Genomic DNA, 19,147 nt, shown 5'->3' with positions numbered 1-19,147 from the left:
CTCAAGCTCAACCACCCGAACGTCTGCGGCCTGCTGGCCTACGGCGAGGCCAATACGCTGCCGTACCTCGTAATGCCCTTCCTCGAAGGCGAAACGCTCGCGGCCCGGGAAAATCGAACCGGCCCGATGCCAGCCGCGCAGGCCGTGCCGATCCTGGTTCAGATTGCCCACGGCCTCCAGCACGCGCACGATCAGGGCATCCTGCATCGCGACCTCAAACCCGAGAATGTCATGCTCGTCCCGGAGGCGGCTCGGGAGCGCGCCGTCGTGATGGATTTCGGCCTTGCCAAAGAACGGATTGCGGGCGGCGAGATCTCCAAGCTGACGGCAACGGGCATCGTGCTCGGCACACCCGAGTTCATGAGCCCGGAACAGATTCGGGGCAAGGCGATCGACCATCGGAGCGACATCTTTGCGCTCGCCGTACTGGGCTTCGAGCTCCTGACCGGGGAGCTGCCCTTCGACGGGACCAACGCACAGGAAACGATGCTCAACCACCTGACCGGGAAGCCGCGCCGACTCCGCAGCGTCTATCCCGGCGCGTCCGAAGGGCTCGATCAGGTAATTGGGAAAGCCATGGAGCACGACCCGGCGTCGCGCTTCAAGTCGATGCGAGAGTTCGCCGACGCTCTGGCGGCCACCATCCGCGAGCATCGTTAGGCAGTCGACAACCACCGTTCCGACAATCAGGGATCAGCTATGCCACGCATCCGAATGACGCTGCGATCGATGGCCGTGTTTGCCGCCTGCTGGGCGTTGCCCGCCCACGCCCAGACCGTCGCGGTGACCGGGGGCACCGTCATCGACGCCACCGGCCGCGCCCCGATCCCGGATGCCGTCGTGCTGATTCGGGACGGGAGGATTGCGGCGGTGGGTCCGGCGGCTGCCGTCACGATCCCGACCAACGCGACCCGGATCGATGCCCGAGGAGGCTATGTCATTCCCGGACTGATGGATGCGAATCTCCACCTCTACCTCAACGGCGACCTCGAGACCCTGATCCGCTACGAGGGACGCTACCACGACATCATTATCGAGGCCGCGCAAATCGCCCTGCGGGCGGGGCTTACGACGGTGTTCGACACCTGGGGCCCCCGCGCACCGTTGATTCGCGCGCGCGATGAGATCAACGCCGGGCGGGTACCCGGCTCCCGCTTCTACATCGCCGGTAACATCATCGGCTTTACCGGCCCGCTGGGCGCGGATTTCCGACTGCCGTCCGCTGCGCACGCCAGCCGGGCCTTCGTCCAGCGTACCAACGCCCTGTGGGAGGATGGCACCGGACGGGAGCTGCTCTGGCTCACCCCGGACTCAGTCCGTCAGGTCATTCGGGGCTATACGAAGCTCGGCGTCGACTTTCTCAAGTTCGGCGGCAGCGGACACGTCGACATGAACCTGATTTCGTTTTCGGAACGGGTCCAACGCGCCATCGTCGAAGAAGGTCACCGGGCCGGGATGACCGTTCAGGCCCACACGACATCGGTCGAGAGTCTCGACATGGCCATCGAAGCCGGGGTCAACATCGTCACCCACGGAGATATCTCGGGCCCGACCCAGGCCATCCCCGAGGTCACCCTCCGCAAGCTGACCGACCGCAAGGTTGCCGTGTCGGCGCTGCCCGTGACCCAGCGGCACCTCGATGCCATGACGCCGGACGGCATCCTCACGCCCTACATGAAGATCGGCCGCGACAACATCCGGAACATGATTCGCGCCGGTGTGACACTGCTCATGTCGACCGATGCCGGCATCGAGAACCCGATCCTGCTCAGCGAGTCAGGCTCGCTCGCCACCGATACGGTCGACTCCAGAACCAAACTCGGCGAAGGACACTTCAACGCACTGGTGGCTTTCGAAGAGGCCGGCATGGCGCCTATGGAGGTGCTCCGCTCGGCCACCAGTCATGTGGCCCGGGCCTACCGACTGGAACAGGAAATCGGCACCCTCGAACCGGGGCGGCGCGCCGATCTCGTCATCCTCGATGCCGACCCGCTGGCCAGCGCGCGAAACTACCGGCGGATCCGCACCGTTATCAAAGACGGAGTGACCGTCGATCGGTCCAGCTTGCCACGCAACCCGATCATCAGTGCGCTGGTTCCGCCACCTGCCGGGAAGTGATCATGATTCGCATCACCGTTGGCGACCTCGTTCTGACCGCGCAGCTCGAACGAGAGCGCGCGCCCCGATCGGTCGCGGCATTTCTGGGCCTGCTGCCACTGACCGGCTCGCTGCTGCAGGCCCGCTGGAGCGGCGAAGCAGCCTGGGTACCGTACGGCGATCTCGAAACCGGGGTGGGCGAGGAGAATGCCACGGACCAGCCAGCCCCGGGGCAGATCCTGCTGTACCCCAAGGGCATCAGCGAGACCGAGATCCTGTTCCCGTACGGCACCACCGTTTTTGCCAGCAAGTTCGGTCGCCTCCGCGGTAACCATATCCTGACGGTCGTCGAGGGGCTCGACCTCCTGCCAGAAATCGGGCGTCGAGTCGTCTGGGAGGGGGCCCAACCGATCCGCTTCGAGGCCTGATCCTCCCCGCTCGACCCCCCCGTTGCAACTATTTCGACCTGTCGCCCGTCTAAAGGAGCATGGCCGACCCTCGCTCCGATGTTCTCCAGGGCACCCTGGAGATGCTGATCCTCAGGCTGCTCTCTGCCGAGACGTCCCACGGCTGGGGTCTTTCGTTCCGACTCCGGCAGGTTTCGGGTGACGTGTTCGATGTCAATCAGGGCTCCCTCTACCCCGCCTTGCAGCGGCTGCTCCGCCGCGACCTGATCCGTGCAGAATGGCGACCCAGCGAGAACAACCGCCGGGCCCGGTACTACCACCTGACTCCGGCGGGGCGCCGAGCGCTCGACTCCGCTGTTGCCGACTGGCGCCGCTCAGCCGGAGCGGTCGAGCGCGTCCTTCGCTTCGCCTGAGGTTCTCATGGCCTGGTCCTCCATTCGTTCGGCTCTCGAGGCGCTGATAGGGCGACGCCGAGCCGATCGCGAGCTCGCCGAAGAGATCCGCCACCATCTGGATCTCGAAACGGAGTACCGGATCGATCAGGGTGAGGCGCCCAAGGATGCCCGACAGACGGCAATCCGTGCTTTCGGCAACACGACCAGGGTGGCCGAGGAGGTGCGAGACGAGCGGGGTGGCAGCCGGATCGAGTCTGTGCTCAAGGATCTTGCCTTTGCCATTCGTTCGCTCCGCCGCGACGCAGGCCTGACGACCATCGTCGTGCTCGCCCTCGGCGTCGGCATCGGCGCAGCAACTGCGCTGTTCGCGGTGGTGCGCAGCGCGCTCCTCACGCCGCTGCCGTACGAGAACCCTGCCGGTATCGTCACGGTCTGGAGCGCATGGAAGGACGTCGATCGCACCTGGCTCTCGTACGATGAGTACGAAGCGTGGCAAGCCGAGATACCCGCCTTTGCCAGCATCGCTCTGTTCGCGAGCGGCGCGGTCAATCTCACCGGCGGCGACCAGCCGGAACGGGTTCGCAGCGCCCAGGTGGGGGCCGACCTGTTCCGCGTCCTGGGGGTGACCCCGATTCGCGGCCGCGGGTTTACCGAGGACGAGGACCGGCCGGGCGGCCCGGCCGTTGCCGTGATCAGTCATGAACTGTGGTCTCGACGATTCGGCGCCGACCCGGCGATCGTCGGCGGCACCATCGAGGTCAACGGAGCGAGCGCATCGCTCCTTGGTGTCCTGCCTCCCGGCTTCAAGCTGCCGCTCGATTTCGGCGCCGACGGAGCCACGGATGTCTACCTGCCGCTGGCAACCGATGCTGCGCAGCAAGGTGCAGTCCCCGGGCCCGCCATGAACCCGGGAGGCGGCAGCCACAACTTCTATGCGGTGGCACGCCTGGCCCCAGGCGCGACGGCGGCGCAGGCCGACGCGCAGCTGCGTGAACGGGTTGCCGGGTTCGTCCGCGACAACATCTACACCGCCGCCTTCGGGTTCCGCGCCTTCACGATTCCGGTCGACGACCTCGTGAGCGGCGAGGTCCGCCAGCCGCTGCTCGTCCTGCTCGGCGCCGTGGGCATCGTGCTGCTGATCGCTTGCGCCAACGTGGCCGGCCTGCTGCTCGTGCGCGGCGAGCGGCGGCGGCGTGAGCTCGCCGTCCGTACCGCATTGGGCGCCGGACAGGCCCGCCTCGTACGGCTCCTCTTCATCGAAACCGGCGTGCTCGCCGCGGCCGGCGCGGTTGCCGGCATCGTGATCGCCTGGCTCACCGTTGCCGCCATCCGGCAGCTCGGAATGACGTCACTGCCGCGCGTAGCGGAGGCGCGGATCGATCCGCTTCTCCTGGGCGTCGCGCTCCTGATCGCCACACTGACCGCCATTCTCACCGGCATTCTGCCGTCGCTGCAGGTGCGCCAGCTCGACCCGGCCGACGAGCTGCGTGAGTCCGGCCACCGCGCGTCAGCAGGCAAGGGCCGATTGCGCTGGCGCCAGACGCTGGTCACGGCGGAGATTGCCCTTGCAGTGGTACTCGTCACGGGTGCGGGGCTGCTGGTGCGCACCGTCCGGAACCTGCTGGCGCTCGACCCGGGTTTCGATCCGCGTGGCGTACTGACCATGCGCCTGTCGACCCCGTCGACCTGGTACGGCGACTCCGCAGCGGTGGCGGGGTTCTGGAATACGCTGACGGCTGAAGTCGGCCGGATTCCGGGAGTCCGCTCGGTCGGTGCGGTGCGTCTCCTCCCCCTCGCCACGGATATGGGCGACTGGGGCATGGCCGTCGAAGGCTATACCCCGCCGCCAAACCAGGGCACCCCGGGCGACTGGCAGATCGTGACGCCAGGTGGGCTCGAGGCAATGGGCTATCGCCTGCTCGAAGGACGCCTCCTCGACAGCGGCGACGACCTGAACGGGCCGCTCGCAATGGTCGTGAATCGGACCTTCGTCGATCGCTACCTGGGGGGACGCTCCGCGCTGGGCACCCGCGTTCTGATCGGCAGTTCACTAGGTCTTGCCGCGCCTCCTTACCATATCGTCGGCGTGGTCGAGGACGTTCACCACAACACCCTGAAGAGCACCATCAAACCCGGCTTCTACGTGACCGTCGCTCAGTTCGCTCGGGCACCGGGCAGCACGATTCGCAGCTTGAGCCTGGCCATCCGAACCGACGGCGATCCCAAGGCCCTCATCGCTCCAGTGCGCAACGTTGTACGTCAGGTCGACCCGCGGCTTCCGATCTCGGAGATCCGCACCATGGAGGAGATCGTGGGTGCGTCGATTGCCGCGCCGCACTTTGCGATGCGCTTACTGAGCAGCTTTGGCATCATCGCACTCGGCCTCGCGGCAATCGGGATCTTCGGGATCGTCTCCCACGCCGTTGCCGTCCGCCGCCAGGAGTTTGGCATTCGCGCAGCACTCGGCGCGCCACCGATCGAACTGCTCCGCGCCGGACTGTGGCCGGGCCTCCGACAGACCGCGGCCGGTATCGCGATCGGCACCGCGCTCGCGCTCGGACTGACCGGTCTCCTGAGCCGAGTACTCGAGGGCGTCAGCCCCACCGATCCGCTGACATTCGTTGCCGTGATCCTGTTGACCGGTTTGGTGGCCTTCATCGCGAGCTTCCTGCCGGCAGTTCGGGCGGCGCGGGTGCCCCCGGGCAGCGTGCTCCGCGGCGACTAGGCGCGACGATCACACATGGGGCGTCCGACCACCACCGACGCCCTTGCGCCCGCCCCGCCCGAACCTAAGTTGAAAGGTGATTCCAGAAACGGCTTGCCCGATTCATACTGGAGCTCCCCATGAACGATCGCGACGTATCTCACCAGTCCCCGACCCTCGACAACGAGTCGAACGCCGAGTCCTCCCAGCCGGCACCACGGCTCCCGTACTCGTCACCCGAGATTCTGGACATCGGATCAGGAACGGGCCTGACCGGCTGGTCGTCTGCCGGCCCGTTCCATGACGGAAGCTCTGAGCAGGGGCGCAGCTGGAAGCAGTAGCGTCTCCCTCTCACTACCTGGCACGCCAGCCCTGTGTCCGAGGCGCAGCAGGACCGGCCGTCGGCGCGCTGGGAGGCATCACCACACGTCAGGTGGCTCGATTCGGGTGATCTCGTCACCATTCTCTGCCTCCGGTCGGGGTCCTATCTCAGCCTGACCGGCTCGGCCATGGCAATGTGGTCCGGGATCACAGCCGGGAACGATCGCAGTTCTCTAGGTGCGCAACTCACCACTCGGTTCGATGTCGAGCCCGATCGGCTTGCCGCCGATCTGGACCGGTTCATCAGCGACTGCGAACAGCGGGGCCTGATTCGCCCAGCCGCAGCCCCCGCCGGCAACGGCACTCGTGACATTCCGCCTGTCAACCACGCACGGAGGCCGCGAATCCTCCATCTCCTGCCGGCTTCCCTCCATGCCTGGCTCGCCTGTCTTCGAACCAGCCTCAGCCTGGCGGTCGGTGGTCTGCCCTCCGCCTACGCCGGAGCAACCGCGCGCGCGGCTGCCGGCGCGCGCGGGTCGGCAGATCCGCCTCCTGTCGAGCGCCTGCTGGCTGCATTCCGCCGTGCCGAGATGTTTCTCATCTCCCGACGAGGCCGGAACGACTGCCTGCCCCGCTCGCTGGCGCTCTATTCGTTTCTGCGCGAGCGCGGCTGTGCCATCCGCCACGTCATCGGCGTCTGCACCAGCCCCTTCATCGCCCACGCATGGGTTGAACTCGGCGACACACCGCTGCTCCACCAGCCCCACGAGGTCGCCCGATTCACCCCGATCGCCGTTCTCCAGTAACCCCGTCCGAACCGCGGGGAGCATCCGAGCCGGTCCGCTTCGCGGGACAACTCCACCCGGACGGGCGCCTCGTCTGGTTCGCACGACCCGACCCGGTCGTCACGACGATCAATGGCCGTCCGTTCTTCGTGATGGCCGCAGGCGCCATCACCAACGCACGAGACCTCCCGCAACCCACCCATTCGTCAGACCCGCCCGCCCGCCAGATCGCAGGTGCCTACGCGAAGTGGGGACCTGATCTGAGCCGGCATGTGCTGGGGCAGTACGCCGCAGCGCTGGTTGACCGAGAGCGGCGCAGCGTCCTGCTGCTTCAGGACAGTCTCGGAATCCAGCAGGCGTTCTACACCGTCACGGATGGCGTGGCCTCGTTCGCGTCTCGCCTGAGCGATCTGGTCGCGATGATCGGGCCGGTCGCCCTCGACCACGCGTATCTCGCCGATGCCATCGCGACCGCCTCCCTGGCATCCGAACGGACGCCATATCTTGGTGTCTCACGCCTGATGGCTGGCCAAACCTGGCAATGGTCTCCAGAACGGCCACCCGCAAAAGGGCGACCATGGGCTCCGCCTGCCGCGCAACTGCTGACCCGCCACGCCCGAGAGGCCGACTGGGCGGAGGGTCTGCGAGACATTCTGACGGGTGCGATCGAGCGCCACGTGCCGGAGAGCGGGAACACTTGGTGCGAGCTGTCCGGTGGACTCGATTCAACCTCGGTCGCTGCGCTGGCTGGCAGGCTTGGTCGTCGCGTCGAGGCGATCACCTTCGTGAGTCGCTCAGGCTTGTCCGGCGGGACGGACGATACGCTATCGTCCCACGCCGCTGCGGTGCTGGGAATCAATCGCCACACGATCGATATCGACGAGTATCCGCCTTTCCATACTGTCCCCGATCGCTTCGCAGCTGAACCCGGGACCGAGATTCATCGGGCTCAGCGCGATGCCTATACTCGCATCCTGCACCAGCACGGCGTTACGACGCTGCTCACCGGCGTTGGCGGAGACGTGGCCTTCGGATCGGAGGACTGTCCTCCACTGCACCTGGCAGACGAGCTGCTGGCCGGCCGCCTCCCCGGCTTCCTCCGTGAGCTGCGCACCTGGATGTCGGGAGACCCGGCCGCCCGCCCCGCGACGTTCTGGATTCGCAACTGGGTGCTCCCGGTCATCTCGAGGCAGGTTCGGCGGCAGCGGGGGTTCGGGGTAGGTGCGCTTCATTCTCCACTGCCTGCCTGGATTCGTCGGGACTACCTCCAGCGGCATGGTACGCCGAGGGCGAGCCGTCCGGGGCCGGTCGGCCTCGTCGACACGACGGGACTACCTCTGGGACGGGCAATCCTCTGGGAGGAGGCCTTCCTTCAGGCCGCCGTCATCGGGGAAACCGACTCAGCCGAGCGAACCACCTGCACGAGTCACCCGTTGCTCGATCGGCCGTTCCTCGAGTTTGCCTTGATGATGCCTCATGGCTTGCGCCGAACTGCGGGATTGGATCGCGTCCTGCAACGTCGGATCATGAGGGGTATCCTGCCGGAGCCTGTTCGTCTGAGACGAGACAAAGGATCCAATCAGGCCGCCTTCGACTCGGGTCTTCGGAACAGTCGTCCGTGGTTCTCCCTGCTGACCTATGCTCCACTCCTGGCAGACTTGGGTATCGTCGATGGCATTGCCTGGGCCAACGAGGTGCGCCGGGCCAGCGCCGGCGTTGTTGAGTCGGCACCTCATTTCTTCATGGCGGCGACCATGGAGTGCTGGCTGCAGCGACTGCAGCTGGGTGTCCCGGCAATGGACTTTCAGCCCAATCTGGAGCCGCCCTTGTAGGCGCGCTTGCGGGCGAACGTATGGCGCCACGACCTGCGGTCTGGGCAGATTACTGCAACCGCTGAGGCACCATCGCGTCAGCTGACGCCGCAGGCAGGACATGGGTCATCGAATCGTTCTCACCAGCTTCGGCTCCTATGGCGACGTCTTTCCCTACGTTGGCCTCGCGCTCGAGCTCCGCGCGCGCGGTCATCATCCGGTCCTCGCCATGCCGGGCTACGCCCGCGATCTGGTCGAGCGCGAGGGGCTCGAGTTCCATGCCGTCCGGCCGGACGGCGACCTGAACGACATCGCGACCATCGCCCGCATCATGGACCCGGCCCGCGGGACGGAGTATCTGATTCGTGAGATCATGATGCCCGCACTGGCGGACTCCGAGGCGGATATCGCGCCGCTGCTCGCCGATGCGGACCTGGTGGTGACCCATCCCTTGTCGTTTGCCGCCGTCTACTTGGCCGAGAAGGCCGCGATCCCCTGGGTTTCGACAGTCCTGGCGCCGATTTCGTTTCTTTCGCGCTACGATATGCCGGTTGCCCCGGGCGCACCGTGGACCAAGGGTCTCGAGGCTATTCCCGGCGTCGCCAGTCTCTTCACCCGGCTGGGCAAGGCAATGACGCGCCGTTGGGTCCGCCCCGTCGAGGACCGTCGCCGTGCCCTGGGTCTCCCGACAACGCTCAACCCGCTGGCCGAAGGACAGCATTCCCCGGCAGCCGTTATCGCGCTGTTCTCGAGCGTGCTGGCCGAGCCGAAGCCCGACTGGCCAGAGAACGTAACGGTAACTGGGGCCGTGCAGTACAACGGCGTCGATGCGGAGCAACCACTGTCCGCCGCGCTGATCGATTTCCTGGCGGCGGGCCCGGCGCCAGTTGTTTTCACCCTGGGAAGTGCGGCCGTGGCTGCCGCCGGGACCTTCTTCGAGGAGAGCCTGGCTGCGGTTCAAATCCTTGGTGTTCGAGCAGTTCTGCTGGTCGGTGCGCATGCGGGGAACCAACCCATCGGCACCGTCCCCGATACCGTGCGTCTCGAGCCCTATGCCCCTCATGCAGCTCTTTTCCCTCATGCGGCGGCCATCGTCCATCAGGGTGGGATCGGCACCCTGCATCAGGCCCTGCGATCCGGTCGACCCATGCTGACCGTGCCGTTCTCTCACGATCAGCCGGACAACGCTCATCGAGTTGCCCGGTTGGGGTGTTCGCGCACCCTGCTACCCTCCCGGTATCGGGCCAGGCGCGTCGCCCGCGAACTGCGCCGACTGCTCGACGACCCGATCTGCCATGACAGGGCTCAGGCGGTGGCGGCGCAGGTCCGCGCCGAGGGAGGCGCCAGCGCCGCGTGCGACGTGATCGAGTCGCTGCTTCCCCGCTGACTTACCCTCTCTTGCGCCCTCTCTGATCGCGCCGCACCTTCTGGGGTCCGGCCATCTCGGCCGGCCTTCCCCTCCCAGGAGGCAGTGATGGTTTCATTGGCTTCGCTGTGGCTTCCGATCCTCGTTTCCGCGGTTGCAGTGTTCATTGCGAGCTCTGTGATTCACATGGTGCTCACCTATCACAACTCCGACGTGCGTCGCGTGCCCGACGAGGATGGCGTGCGTGCCGCGCTCCGGCCGTTCGCGATTCCGCCGGGAGACTACGTCATGCCGCGGGCTCAGAGCTCCGCCGAGATGCGCTCAGCCGAGTATCTCGAGAAGCTGAACCAAGGCCCGGTCATCCAGATGACGGTGATGCCGAACGGTATGTTCAACATCGGGAAGCAACTGGGACAGTGGTTCATCTTCTGTATCGTGGTGGGAATCTTTGCCGCGTATGTTGCAGGGCACGTCCTGCCCCCTGGCGAAGCATACCTGCGCGTCTTCCGGATCACGGGAGCTGTTGCCTTTGCCGGTTACGGCCTGGCTCAGATCCAGCAGTCGATCTGGTTCAACCGGAGCTGGACGACGACACTCAAGTCCCTTTTTGACGCTCTGATCTTCGCCGCACTCACTGGCGGCGTCTTCGGTTGGCGCTGGCCGGCAGCGTAACATCTCCGTGGGCGGCTGATCGGCACCGGCGCGGTGCCGATCAGTTCCTGGGTAGCCTAACCCGGCAGGATATTGGCGTTGAGGCGGAACAGATTGGTAGGGTCGTACTTTGTCTTGAGCCGGCTCAGACGGGCAAAGTTCCCTCGATAGTTGGCCTCGATGGCTGAGCGCTCTTCTCCCGACAGATCGTTGACGTAAAAGCCGTTGGTAAAGGGCTCAACGACTTTCCAGTACTCGCGGGCATATGCCAGATGCGGAGCTGCCGGCGCCTTGGGTGACCATCCCACCGCGGCAAGGATGGTCTGCTCCGCGTCCCGGTTGGCAAAGGCGGTCGCGGACTCTGCCACCCGGCCGATAGCGCCGCCGCACTGAGCCGCGAAGACCATCGTCAGGCGATCCGGACGTCCTTCGAGCGCACGGGATATCTCGGCGGCCATCCGTGAGTCGATGTTGCGAGTAAAGCCGCTCTTGAGGTACATCGAGAGCGCGCGAGGATCGGTGTTATCGTCCGCTTTCTGCGCTGTGACATAGGGCATTGTCTTACGGGCATCAGCGACGGGCCGACCCAGCTTGGCCAAGGGCGCCATGGCGCGACTGGCATCTCGCTCCGGCCCCGAGTAGCAGACCTCGAGCAGCACGTTTCCCTCACCACCGCCAGGCGGAAGGGTCTGCACGATGCCGAGAAAGAGATCGTCGGGAGCCCTGACGGTGTACTCCCCGTACAGCTCCCAGGCATCCCGTGCCTTGGAGTAGGGATAGACCAAGCCCCCGCTGATGACGTCCCGCTGCATGGGATGGAGGGCAAACGTGAACGCCGTCACGATGCCGAAGTTCCCGCCACCGCCGCGCACGCCCCAGAAGAGATCCGCATTCTCGTTTGCATCGGCGCGGAGCAGTCGGCCATCCGCCGTGACGACTTCGACCCCGACCAGATTGTCGACCGAGAGGCCGTACCGTCTTGCCAGGCGCCCGAAGCCGCCTCCGGTCGTGAGGCCTCCAACGCCGGTGTGCGACACCGTACCGAGCGGAGTGACCAGACCGTGCGGTGTGGTGGCGGCATCGACAGCGCCCAGCAGGTTGCCACCAGCAACGACAGCACGTCGCGCTGTCGGATCCACCCGCACGGAACGAATCCGCTGCAGGTCAATCATCAGGCCGCCATCGCAGGTCGATTGTCCTGAGAAGCTGTGGCCGCCGCATTTCACGGCAAGCAACAGTCCATACTCACGCGCGAACTGCACTGCCCGTCGAACCGCATCGACGTCACCGGGCTGCGCAATCAGGGCCGGCCGCTTGTCGATGGCCGGATTGAGGATGTGACGCGCGGTCTCATACCCCTCGCTTCGCGCATGCAGCAGTCGCCCCTCCAACCCCTGTGCTAGCTCCCGCACGGCCATGCCGCGCAGGGTGACCTTCCGACCGTCACCCGTTACTGCCTCGATGTCACCCGGATCCTGACGTACCCGCTGCCAGACCCCGGACTCAGAAAGTCCGGGAATCGAGATGGTGGCCAGCGTAGAACCGACGAACGCGCGCCGTTTCATGGGCCTGCCTTGAACTGTGGGGGAACCGTGAACTTACCCGCCAGTTTGACGCCCCGCCAGACGAGGGAAGCTGGCGGGGCAGACCAGGCTTGTCAGGAGCCGCCGGCCGTGGCGCAGGTGGTGAGCCGTTGCCACTGGTGCGGCACGCCGATCAGTGTTTTGGCGACCGGCTGCGCAACCAGGTATCGAGGTCTCCCAAGGTAGGGACTATGTCGATGCCTGCTTGCGGAGACTGGCGCGGCGCGCCGCCGCCCCCTACCACGAGTGACACCGAGTCGGGCAACTGATCGCGCAGCTCGACCAGCGCCCGCGGGGTCTCCCGACGCCGAGGCGGCGCGAAGCTGAGGCCGACGGCCTCGAGCGCGACCTCCCGCGCGAGGGACACGATCTGCCCGGGTGGCGTGTCGACACCCAGTATCAGGCCGCGACGACCAGTCAACGCTACGACGAGCGCGGCCATTTGCAGGCCGAGCCCGTGCAGCTCACCCGGCAGGGTGGCCAGCGCGAGGACCGGGCCGCGGGCGCGCTCGTCATACGGGGCCCGAACCATCCGCAGGAAATCTCCGAGACACATCGAGGCGAAGTGTTCATGGCGAACGTCGAGCACACCTCGAGCCCAGGCGTCGCCGACCGCGGCGAGCAGCGGGGCCGCCCGATGCTCGAGAAAGGTGATCGGGCCGAATCGCGCCCAGTCGGTTTGAAAGGCGCGGCGGAGTCGATCCGCGTCGAACCGATGAATTGCATCGAGAAACTCACTGACGTTCTCGGGCGACGGCACCGTGTCAGGCGTGTCGGGCTCGGGCAAGCCGGGCACCGCAGCGAGCAATGCTTCGAGGGCAGTCTCCGACGCCCCAACCACCTCGGCCGCCCGGTGTCCGCGGGCAAGGGCCTGTGACATCAGTCGAAGACGCGAGACGGTGGCCATCGGGTAGACGCGGTGCCCTGACGGTTTCCGCTCGGCAACGGGGTAACCATACCGCCGCTCCCAGGTCCGAATCGTCTCGGTCGGGACGCCGGTCGCGGCCGACAGAGCGCCGATCGACAACGCACCGTTATTTGGAGGAACCATCACGTCGAGCTGCTCGCGGTGTCAGGACAGGACGGACCCGGATCGTGCCGGGTGTGATGCAATTGTAGCGGCGGCGGGCTCGTTTTGCCTGCCGTACTCCATGGGGCACGGCTCGGGCGCCGCCACCCTCGCGGCGCCCGACCCGACCCGACTTACTCGGCCGTCAACCACCGGCGGTGACTCGCCTTCCAGTTGAGGCCGTAGTATACCGCCGCGAGCCCGACCAGGGCGTACACCAGGCTGCTCAGGGCGTTCTTGGCTCCGAACCCGCCGGCTCCTGTCACGGCTGCGACGAGGTCGAAGTTCGCTACTGCCACCAGGCCCCAGTTGAGACCACCGACCACCAACAGTACTGCGGCAAGGATATCGAGCGCCCGCATGACGACCTGACCTTCCAGAGTTTAGAAGTTGAATCGGAAACCGGCGGTTACCGGCCACACCCAGGCATTCGAGGTGCCCAGCTCACTCTCTTTGCTGAACGCAATGTCGCCCTGCGGAGAAAGCACGAACGCCACTGACGGATTGAAGTTGTACGCCAGCTTGGCACCAGCGTTGATGGCGGGGTACGTGAACGACTCGGGGGCGCCCTCGACGCTGAAGTTCACCAGACCTGCACCCAGGTTGAGCATCACGTTCCAGCCCCGCTCACGGTACGGCGTCACGGCGTAGCCGAGCTTGGCAACCAGGTGCGTCGTCTTGATGTCGACCAGACCGGTGGCCTTGTCCTTATGCATGCCATAGTCGAACTCACCGAGCAGAGCCCACTTGGGCGAGAGCTGATAACCGATCGTTCCGCCGAAGGACGCTCCGGTCTTGGCGACGTCGGCGATGTCGAAGGTGGGGACGACCGCGCCACCTCGTGCCTCCAACATGACCTTCGGGCCCTGCGCCTGGGCCGCGAGCGGCGCAGCGACCATGAGGGCACCGGTCGCAACCAGGGGAAACCAGGCTTTCATACGAACATCTCCTGAAATGGACGTTTTTGACTCACATCGGCCACTGCCGGCTGACGTGAATAGGATAATAACAAGTTTTGAACAGGTTTGCAAGAGACGGCTGGGCGGCGGGGCGAAAAGGCCCCGCCCTCGTCCTTCAAGAAACGGATGCTAGCGGGATGGAGAGGTCACGTCGTAGTGCAGCTCTGCCATGCCAGGACCGACTCGTCGAACAGAACGGAGTTGGAGAGCGGGACTTTCGATCCTTCGAGGCAGCAGCGGCCGACCCGACCCCAACGTGACTGAGCCGATCTGAACGATCAGTTCGTCGAGCAGGCCCACATCGAAGAACTGACCGACGAGATCGCCTCCCCCGACGATCCAGATATTCTTCGAACCTGCCTGCGCAGCCATCTCCTGATGAACGGGCCTCACATCACCCGATACGAACCGAATCTGAGCGTCCGGGGGTGCGGGCAGCCGACGACGGCTGAAGACCCAGACGGGCTGCGTGTAGGGCCAAGGTGCCTGATCCTCCGCGCCAGGTTTGACGACGTGCTGTAACAACCACTGATAGGTCGCGGACCCCATCGCCAGCGCACCAACCTCGGCAATGAACGCGGGGTACCCGGTATCCTCGAGACGAGCCAGCGGGAAAAGCCAGTCTAGCGAATGGTCATCCGTCGCGATATAGCCGTCCAGCGTCGTCGCGGTAAAGTACTGTGTCTTCATTGACAGACTCGATTTCAGCGTGAGATCTCAACCACCCGGCTACCAAAGGCGTTCTGAGCCACGCCGGCGGCGGAGCGCAGCAACCATGACCACGACCACAGCGTCGCGATCCACGCCACCGCTCGCGGGGTGACTCGAGTCGCATCGATCATGCTGGGCAGCGCATCCGCAGGTTCACCCCAAGGCGCCAATCGGATGGCGCCGGAGAAAGTCGATCACTGCCTGGATGGTGGCATGGTCGAGTTCAGCCACGATCCCGTGTCGACCGCCGGGGATGAGCAGGAGTTCGGAGCCGGCAATCGCGTCGGCCATGCGCCTGGCGTTGTCCGGCGGCGTTACCTGATCCTCAGCACCGTGCAGGATCAGCGTGGGCCGATCGATCGACACCAACGCTGACCAGGCATCATGGGTCTCACTGGCCTGATAGTGCAGCCGCCTTGCGAAGGGCGGCGTGTCCGAAACACGCCACGGCCGACCGCCTCCGGCCAGGTACTCTGGCGAGTAGAAGAGACGATCGAGCGCCTCCATGTTGCCGCTCTGCAGCAGCGCTGTCACCCGCCGGTCCCGTGCCACACCCCGCGAGTTGCCGGCCGTCGTTGCGGCCAGCACGAGCGCACCGACTCGGCTCGCGTAGTCAGCTGCAAGCCACTGGCAGACGCGGCCGCCCATCGAAAAGCCGAACAGATGCGCCTTGAGCGCACCAACCGCATCGAGCACGGCCACGGCATCCTCCGCAAAGAGGCGAGTGGTGTATGCAGGTGTGTCGGGCTTGTCGCTATGGCCGGTGCCACGATGATCGAAGGTGATGGCAGCGTAATGAGCGGACAGGCGGGGCACCAGCGTGTGCCACATCCGATGATCGAGGCTCTGACCGCTGACGAGCAGCAGGGGCTCACCCGATCCGGACACCCGGTACGCAATCCTCGTCCCGTCCGCAGAAACCGCGTGTCTCACCCGAGTCCGCGCCGACGACGGGCCAGCGCCATGGCCGGCGTCGGCCGAGCAACCACCTCCTCGAGCGACGGCTCGGTACCGCACTCTCCGCACTGCAAATGCACTCCGACCGTTCCCTCGCAACCACTGTGTCGATACGCGATCGGGGCACCGTCGGGCGCAGCCCAGCGATCGCCCCACTCCGTCAGGGCGATGATCACGGGCTTGAAGTCGAGACCCTTGTCAGTGAGCCGATACTCCGCGTGTCCACTGGCCGCCGCGACCGTTTCCATCAGGCCTTCGGCGACGAAACCCTCGAGCCGAGTCGCCAGAACATTGGGGGCAATCCCAAGGCCCTGTTCGAAGTCAGTAAACCGGGTCATACCCGCAAACATAGCGTTCCGCAGGATCAGCAGGCTCCACCGCTCCCCGGCAATCTCCAGCGCGCGCGCCGCGGAACAGACTTCCCGATCATAGCTTCGCCCCAGCATAGAATGACTCTAACGGGCAAACTTGCATGGGACAAGCATCATTACTAGCTTCATGCAAGCAATGACCCCAACACCCCACGCTCGAGGTGCTCTGTGCCCGACATCATCCATCGCATTGGTATCAAGGCCCCCGTTGACCAGGTTAGCCGGGCGCTCACGACAGTGGAGGGCATCGCCGGCTGGTGGACAGAGGAGACGACAGGGTCAGCCGCTACGGGCGGCATCGTGACCGTTCGTTTCAGCGATCACGGGGTTGAGAAGGGTAAGATGACCATTGAGGTTACCCGGGCCGCGCTCGATGATGTGTCCTGGCGAGTTCAGGCGGGTCCGCCAGAATGGATTGGCACCGATATCAGCTTCCGTCTGACCCAGGAGGGCGACATGACGCTGATCATCTTTGGCCACCTGAACTGGCCGGAGGCAGGCGACTTCATGGGCCACTGCAGTATGAAGTGGGCCGTCTTTCTTCTCAGCTTGCGATCGTTGGTAGAAACGGGTCGCGGCAGTCCAGCTCCGCGCGATCTCAAGATCGACAACTGGAACTGACTGCCGCGTCAGGCAGGACTCACCGATCTCGAGGCCGGCGCCCTGAGGGGCCGACCTCGATAGGGGCCGACCTCGAGTCGGCTCGGTCAGGGAATCGTCGGCCTCGGCTGACTGTACTTCTGGAACCACCGCTCCCGCAGGTTCAGGGTATGCAGGAAGTTTGACGGGCGATTGAAGTAGGCATGCCACTCGTCCTGGAGCCGTACCATGGCCGTCGGGACCTTCTGCATCTTGAGGGCCATGTAGTACTCCTCGGTCTGCGGCATCGGCGTCCGCAGGTCGCCCTCCCCGGTGATGAGCAGGGTCGGTGTCTTGACGTTGCCAACATACATGAGCGGCGACCGACGGAGATGCTCCGACGGATCCTCCCACGGCAGCTTGGCAAAGTTGCGGTACCAGCCGGCTCCATCCGTCGTTCCGACGAACGAGAGCCAGTTCGTGACCGGGCACTCGGATGATGCGGCGGTAAACCGATCGGTGTGACCGACGACCCAGGCCGTGAGCACGCCGCCGCCACTGCATCCGTAGACATAGAGCTTGCTGGTATCGATGTAACCCCGATTGATCACGGTATCGACCCCGGCCATCAGGTCGTTGTAATCTTTACCCGGGTAGGCATTCTTGATGGCGTTCCCGAAGGCGCTGCCGTACCCCGAGCTGCCGCGCGGATTGGTGTGGAGCACGACGTATCCCATGCCCGCGTAGATTTGCCACTCCCACCACATATAGGACAAGGTGCTGGCGTACATCCCATGCGGGCCGCCATGGATCGCCAGCATCAGGGGATACTTCTTCGAGGGATCGAAGTCGGGCGGCTTGACGACCCACCCCTGGATCTTGAGGCCTTCGACCGAGGGATACCAGATCTCCTCGACCGTCCCCAGCCTCTTGCCGGCCAGCACATCGCCATTGAGATCGGTGACCTTGCGCGGAGTTGGGGTTGCGAGGTCGAAGACGACGATGTCACCCGGCGATTCGACCGTATTGAGGATGGCCGCCCCGCGAGCGCCCGCTGCGCTCAGCTGGCTCAGGAAAACGTCGCCCTTGCTCAGCTTGCGAGCCTCTCCCCCGTTGACCGGCGCATAGAAGAGATGGCTCTGGCCGAGATCCTGGGCAATGAAGTAGAGGCCCGATCCGTCCGCAGCCCAGCTTACATTCTCCGGCGAGCGATCCAGGCTTCGGGCCAGCTGCCGAGGATTGCTGCCGTCGATCCCCATCACGTACAGCTTGTTGGTGATATAGGTATCGTCGGTCCAATCGAAGCCCTGATACGCGACGAACCTGCCATCGGGCGACACCACCGGACCCGAGTCGGGACCCTTGCGCCGAGTCAGCTGCCTGACGGCCTTGCTGCCGACGTTGACGGCATAGATCTCCGACTCCCGCCACTCGTACTCCGCGTCAGGAACCCGGAGGCTCGTGAAGAGGATCTCCCTGCCGTCGCGCGACCAGGCCAGTTGGCCGTGATTCCATGACCCCGTGGTCAACTGCGTCGGGGTGCCGCCTGATGCGGGCACGACAAAGACTTGTGCGTAGCCAGCATCGACGTAACCGACCCAATCCGCACGGTAGTTGAGCCGATCGACGATCTTGGGTGGCGCGGTCCAGGTTGCTCCCGCAGGCTTGCCGGGAATGGTGCTGGTCCAGGCCGGCGCCTCCCGTACCAGCGCGGTGTAGGCAATCCACTGGCCATCCGGCGACCAGGTCAGATTCCCTGCCCCGGTCTCGACCCGAGTGATCTGCGTCACCGCGCCTTCGTCATCCATGTATCGAACGAAGATCTGCGCGCCCGTCGGTTCGCCCTGCTTGACGAACGCCAGTCGGGTCCCGTCCGGCGACCAGGTGTGTCCACCCGCGTCGACTAGCCACCGATTGCGGCTGCCGTCGGCGTCCACCAGCCAGATCGACTGCCGCCAGCGATCGGCCATCTTGTCGATCCACCAGCGCGAGTACGCAACCCGCTTCCCGTCCGGCGACATCTGCGGACTGCCGCCCCGAAAGAAGTCTCGCGGCGCCTCGGCGTTGAGATAGTCCTCGTAGGTAATCCGACCCTCAACCGGGGTCTGCGCATGTGCGGCGGGCGCCAGCACCACGAACGCCAGCAGTGACGACGTGAGACAACGCAAGCAAGTCATCTGATCTCTCCGACGGGACGGTCAAGCATGGTCGACCCGCCAGGATACGGCACGGGCCCGATGTTCGCGGAAGTACCCGTAAATCTACTCCTTCACGCCGAATATCAAGCACTCGACTCCTCGCGGCTGTCGCCGGAGCCGTACCGACTTGCTGGCTCTACCCGCCACACCTATCGTTGCCGACGGGACTTCACCTGTTCTGCT

General features: G+C 65.3%; 20 protein-coding genes. 11 read left to right on the top strand and 9 right to left on the bottom strand.

From position 1 onward, the window contains the following. The 10 genes from KF785_15235 to KF785_15190 all read left to right on the top strand — a co-directional run. On the top strand, positions 1–660 hold a 660-nt coding region (locus KF785_15235; GenBank protein MBX3148117.1), incomplete at its 5' end, for a serine/threonine protein kinase. Between the two features lie 39 nt (positions 661–699). Next, positions 700–2,118, top strand: a complete 1,419-nt coding sequence (locus tag KF785_15230; protein MBX3148116.1) for an amidohydrolase family protein — start codon at positions 700–702, stop codon at positions 2,116–2,118. A 2-nt stretch (positions 2,119–2,120) separates the two neighbouring features. Then, positions 2,121–2,525, top strand: a complete 405-nt coding sequence (locus KF785_15225) for a DUF3830 family protein (GenBank protein ID MBX3148115.1) — start codon at positions 2,121–2,123, stop codon at positions 2,523–2,525. Positions 2,526–2,584: 59 nt separating this feature from the next. Then, positions 2,585–2,917 carry a PadR family transcriptional regulator gene (locus KF785_15220; protein ID MBX3148114.1) on the top strand — a complete coding sequence of 111 codons (333 nt, stop codon included), beginning with the start codon at positions 2,585–2,587 and terminating at the stop codon, positions 2,915–2,917. Positions 2,918–2,924: 7 nt separating this feature from the next. Beyond that, positions 2,925–5,624, top strand: a complete 2,700-nt coding sequence (locus KF785_15215) for an ABC transporter permease (GenBank protein ID MBX3148113.1) — start codon at positions 2,925–2,927, stop codon at positions 5,622–5,624. A gap of 119 nt (positions 5,625–5,743) precedes the next feature. Then, positions 5,744–5,944: a hypothetical protein gene (locus KF785_15210; GenBank protein ID MBX3148112.1), complete on the top strand. Its 201-nt coding sequence runs from the start codon at positions 5,744–5,746 to the stop codon at positions 5,942–5,944. A 33-nt stretch (positions 5,945–5,977) separates the two neighbouring features. Next, entirely contained in the window at positions 5,978–6,730 is a 753-nt protein-coding gene (locus tag KF785_15205; protein ID MBX3148111.1) for a lasso peptide biosynthesis B2 protein, read from the top strand. Between the two features lie 131 nt (positions 6,731–6,861). Further along, positions 6,862–8,541 (top strand): hypothetical protein, encoded by a 1,680-nt coding sequence (locus KF785_15200; GenBank protein ID MBX3148110.1) that lies wholly within the window; start codon positions 6,862–6,864, stop codon positions 8,539–8,541. 100 nt (positions 8,542–8,641) lie between these two features. Then, complete coding sequence (locus tag KF785_15195; GenBank protein ID MBX3148109.1) at positions 8,642–9,907, top strand: glycosyltransferase family 1 protein; 1,266 nt, start codon at positions 8,642–8,644, stop codon at positions 9,905–9,907. Positions 9,908–9,994: 87 nt separating this feature from the next. Next, positions 9,995–10,558, top strand: a complete 564-nt coding sequence (locus KF785_15190) for a hypothetical protein (protein MBX3148108.1) — start codon at positions 9,995–9,997, stop codon at positions 10,556–10,558. A gap of 56 nt (positions 10,559–10,614) precedes the next feature. Here the strand turns inward: KF785_15190 and KF785_15185 are convergent, their stop codons facing one another. The 8 genes from KF785_15185 to KF785_15150 form a co-directional block, all read right to left on the bottom strand. After that, complete coding sequence (locus tag KF785_15185) at positions 10,615–12,102, bottom strand: FAD-binding oxidoreductase (protein ID MBX3148107.1); 1,488 nt, start codon at positions 12,100–12,102, stop codon at positions 10,615–10,617. 151 nt (positions 12,103–12,253) lie between these two features. Further along, positions 12,254–13,174 (bottom strand): cobalamin B12-binding domain-containing protein, encoded by a 921-nt coding sequence (locus KF785_15180; GenBank protein ID MBX3148106.1) that lies wholly within the window; start codon positions 13,172–13,174, stop codon positions 12,254–12,256. A 149-nt stretch (positions 13,175–13,323) separates the two neighbouring features. Further along, positions 13,324–13,551, bottom strand: a complete 228-nt coding sequence (locus KF785_15175; GenBank protein MBX3148105.1) for a DUF378 domain-containing protein — start codon at positions 13,549–13,551, stop codon at positions 13,324–13,326. Positions 13,552–13,572: 21 nt separating this feature from the next. Then, complete coding sequence (locus KF785_15170; GenBank protein ID MBX3148104.1) at positions 13,573–14,127, bottom strand: porin family protein; 555 nt, start codon at positions 14,125–14,127, stop codon at positions 13,573–13,575. Positions 14,128–14,277: 150 nt separating this feature from the next. Then, positions 14,278–14,838, bottom strand: coding sequence for a dihydrofolate reductase (locus KF785_15165; GenBank protein ID MBX3148103.1), 561 nt, complete (start codon positions 14,836–14,838; stop codon positions 14,278–14,280). 14 nt (positions 14,839–14,852) lie between these two features. Continuing rightward, positions 14,853–14,990, bottom strand: coding sequence for a hypothetical protein (locus KF785_15160; protein ID MBX3148102.1), 138 nt, complete (start codon positions 14,988–14,990; stop codon positions 14,853–14,855). A gap of 22 nt (positions 14,991–15,012) precedes the next feature. Then, positions 15,013–15,747 carry an alpha/beta fold hydrolase gene (locus KF785_15155; GenBank protein MBX3148101.1) on the bottom strand — a complete coding sequence of 245 codons (735 nt, stop codon included), beginning with the start codon at positions 15,745–15,747 and terminating at the stop codon, positions 15,013–15,015. A 41-nt stretch (positions 15,748–15,788) separates the two neighbouring features. Next, on the bottom strand, positions 15,789–16,262 hold the full coding sequence (locus KF785_15150; protein ID MBX3148100.1) for a helix-turn-helix transcriptional regulator: 474 nt from the start codon (positions 16,260–16,262) through the stop codon (positions 15,789–15,791). 267 nt (positions 16,263–16,529) lie between these two features. Here KF785_15150 and KF785_15145 point away from each other — a divergent pair, with 267 nt between their 5' ends. Next, the gene (locus KF785_15145; protein ID MBX3148099.1) at positions 16,530–16,808 is read left to right on the top strand and encodes a hypothetical protein; all 279 of its coding nucleotides are present in this window, start codon (positions 16,530–16,532) and stop codon (positions 16,806–16,808) included. Positions 16,809–16,894: 86 nt separating this feature from the next. Here KF785_15145 and KF785_15140 read toward each other — a convergent pair whose 3' ends face one another. Further along, on the bottom strand, positions 16,895–18,943 hold the full coding sequence (locus tag KF785_15140; GenBank protein ID MBX3148098.1) for a S9 family peptidase: 2,049 nt from the start codon (positions 18,941–18,943) through the stop codon (positions 16,895–16,897). Positions 18,944–19,147: the final 204 nt, after the last annotated feature.

The sequence above is a fragment of the Gemmatimonadales bacterium genome (assembly GCA_019637315.1).
Taxonomy (GTDB): Bacteria; Gemmatimonadota; Gemmatimonadetes; order Gemmatimonadales; family GWC2-71-9; genus SHZU01.
The sequence above is the reverse complement of the archived record's forward strand: the minus strand, read 5'-3'. Positions and strand labels throughout refer to the sequence as shown.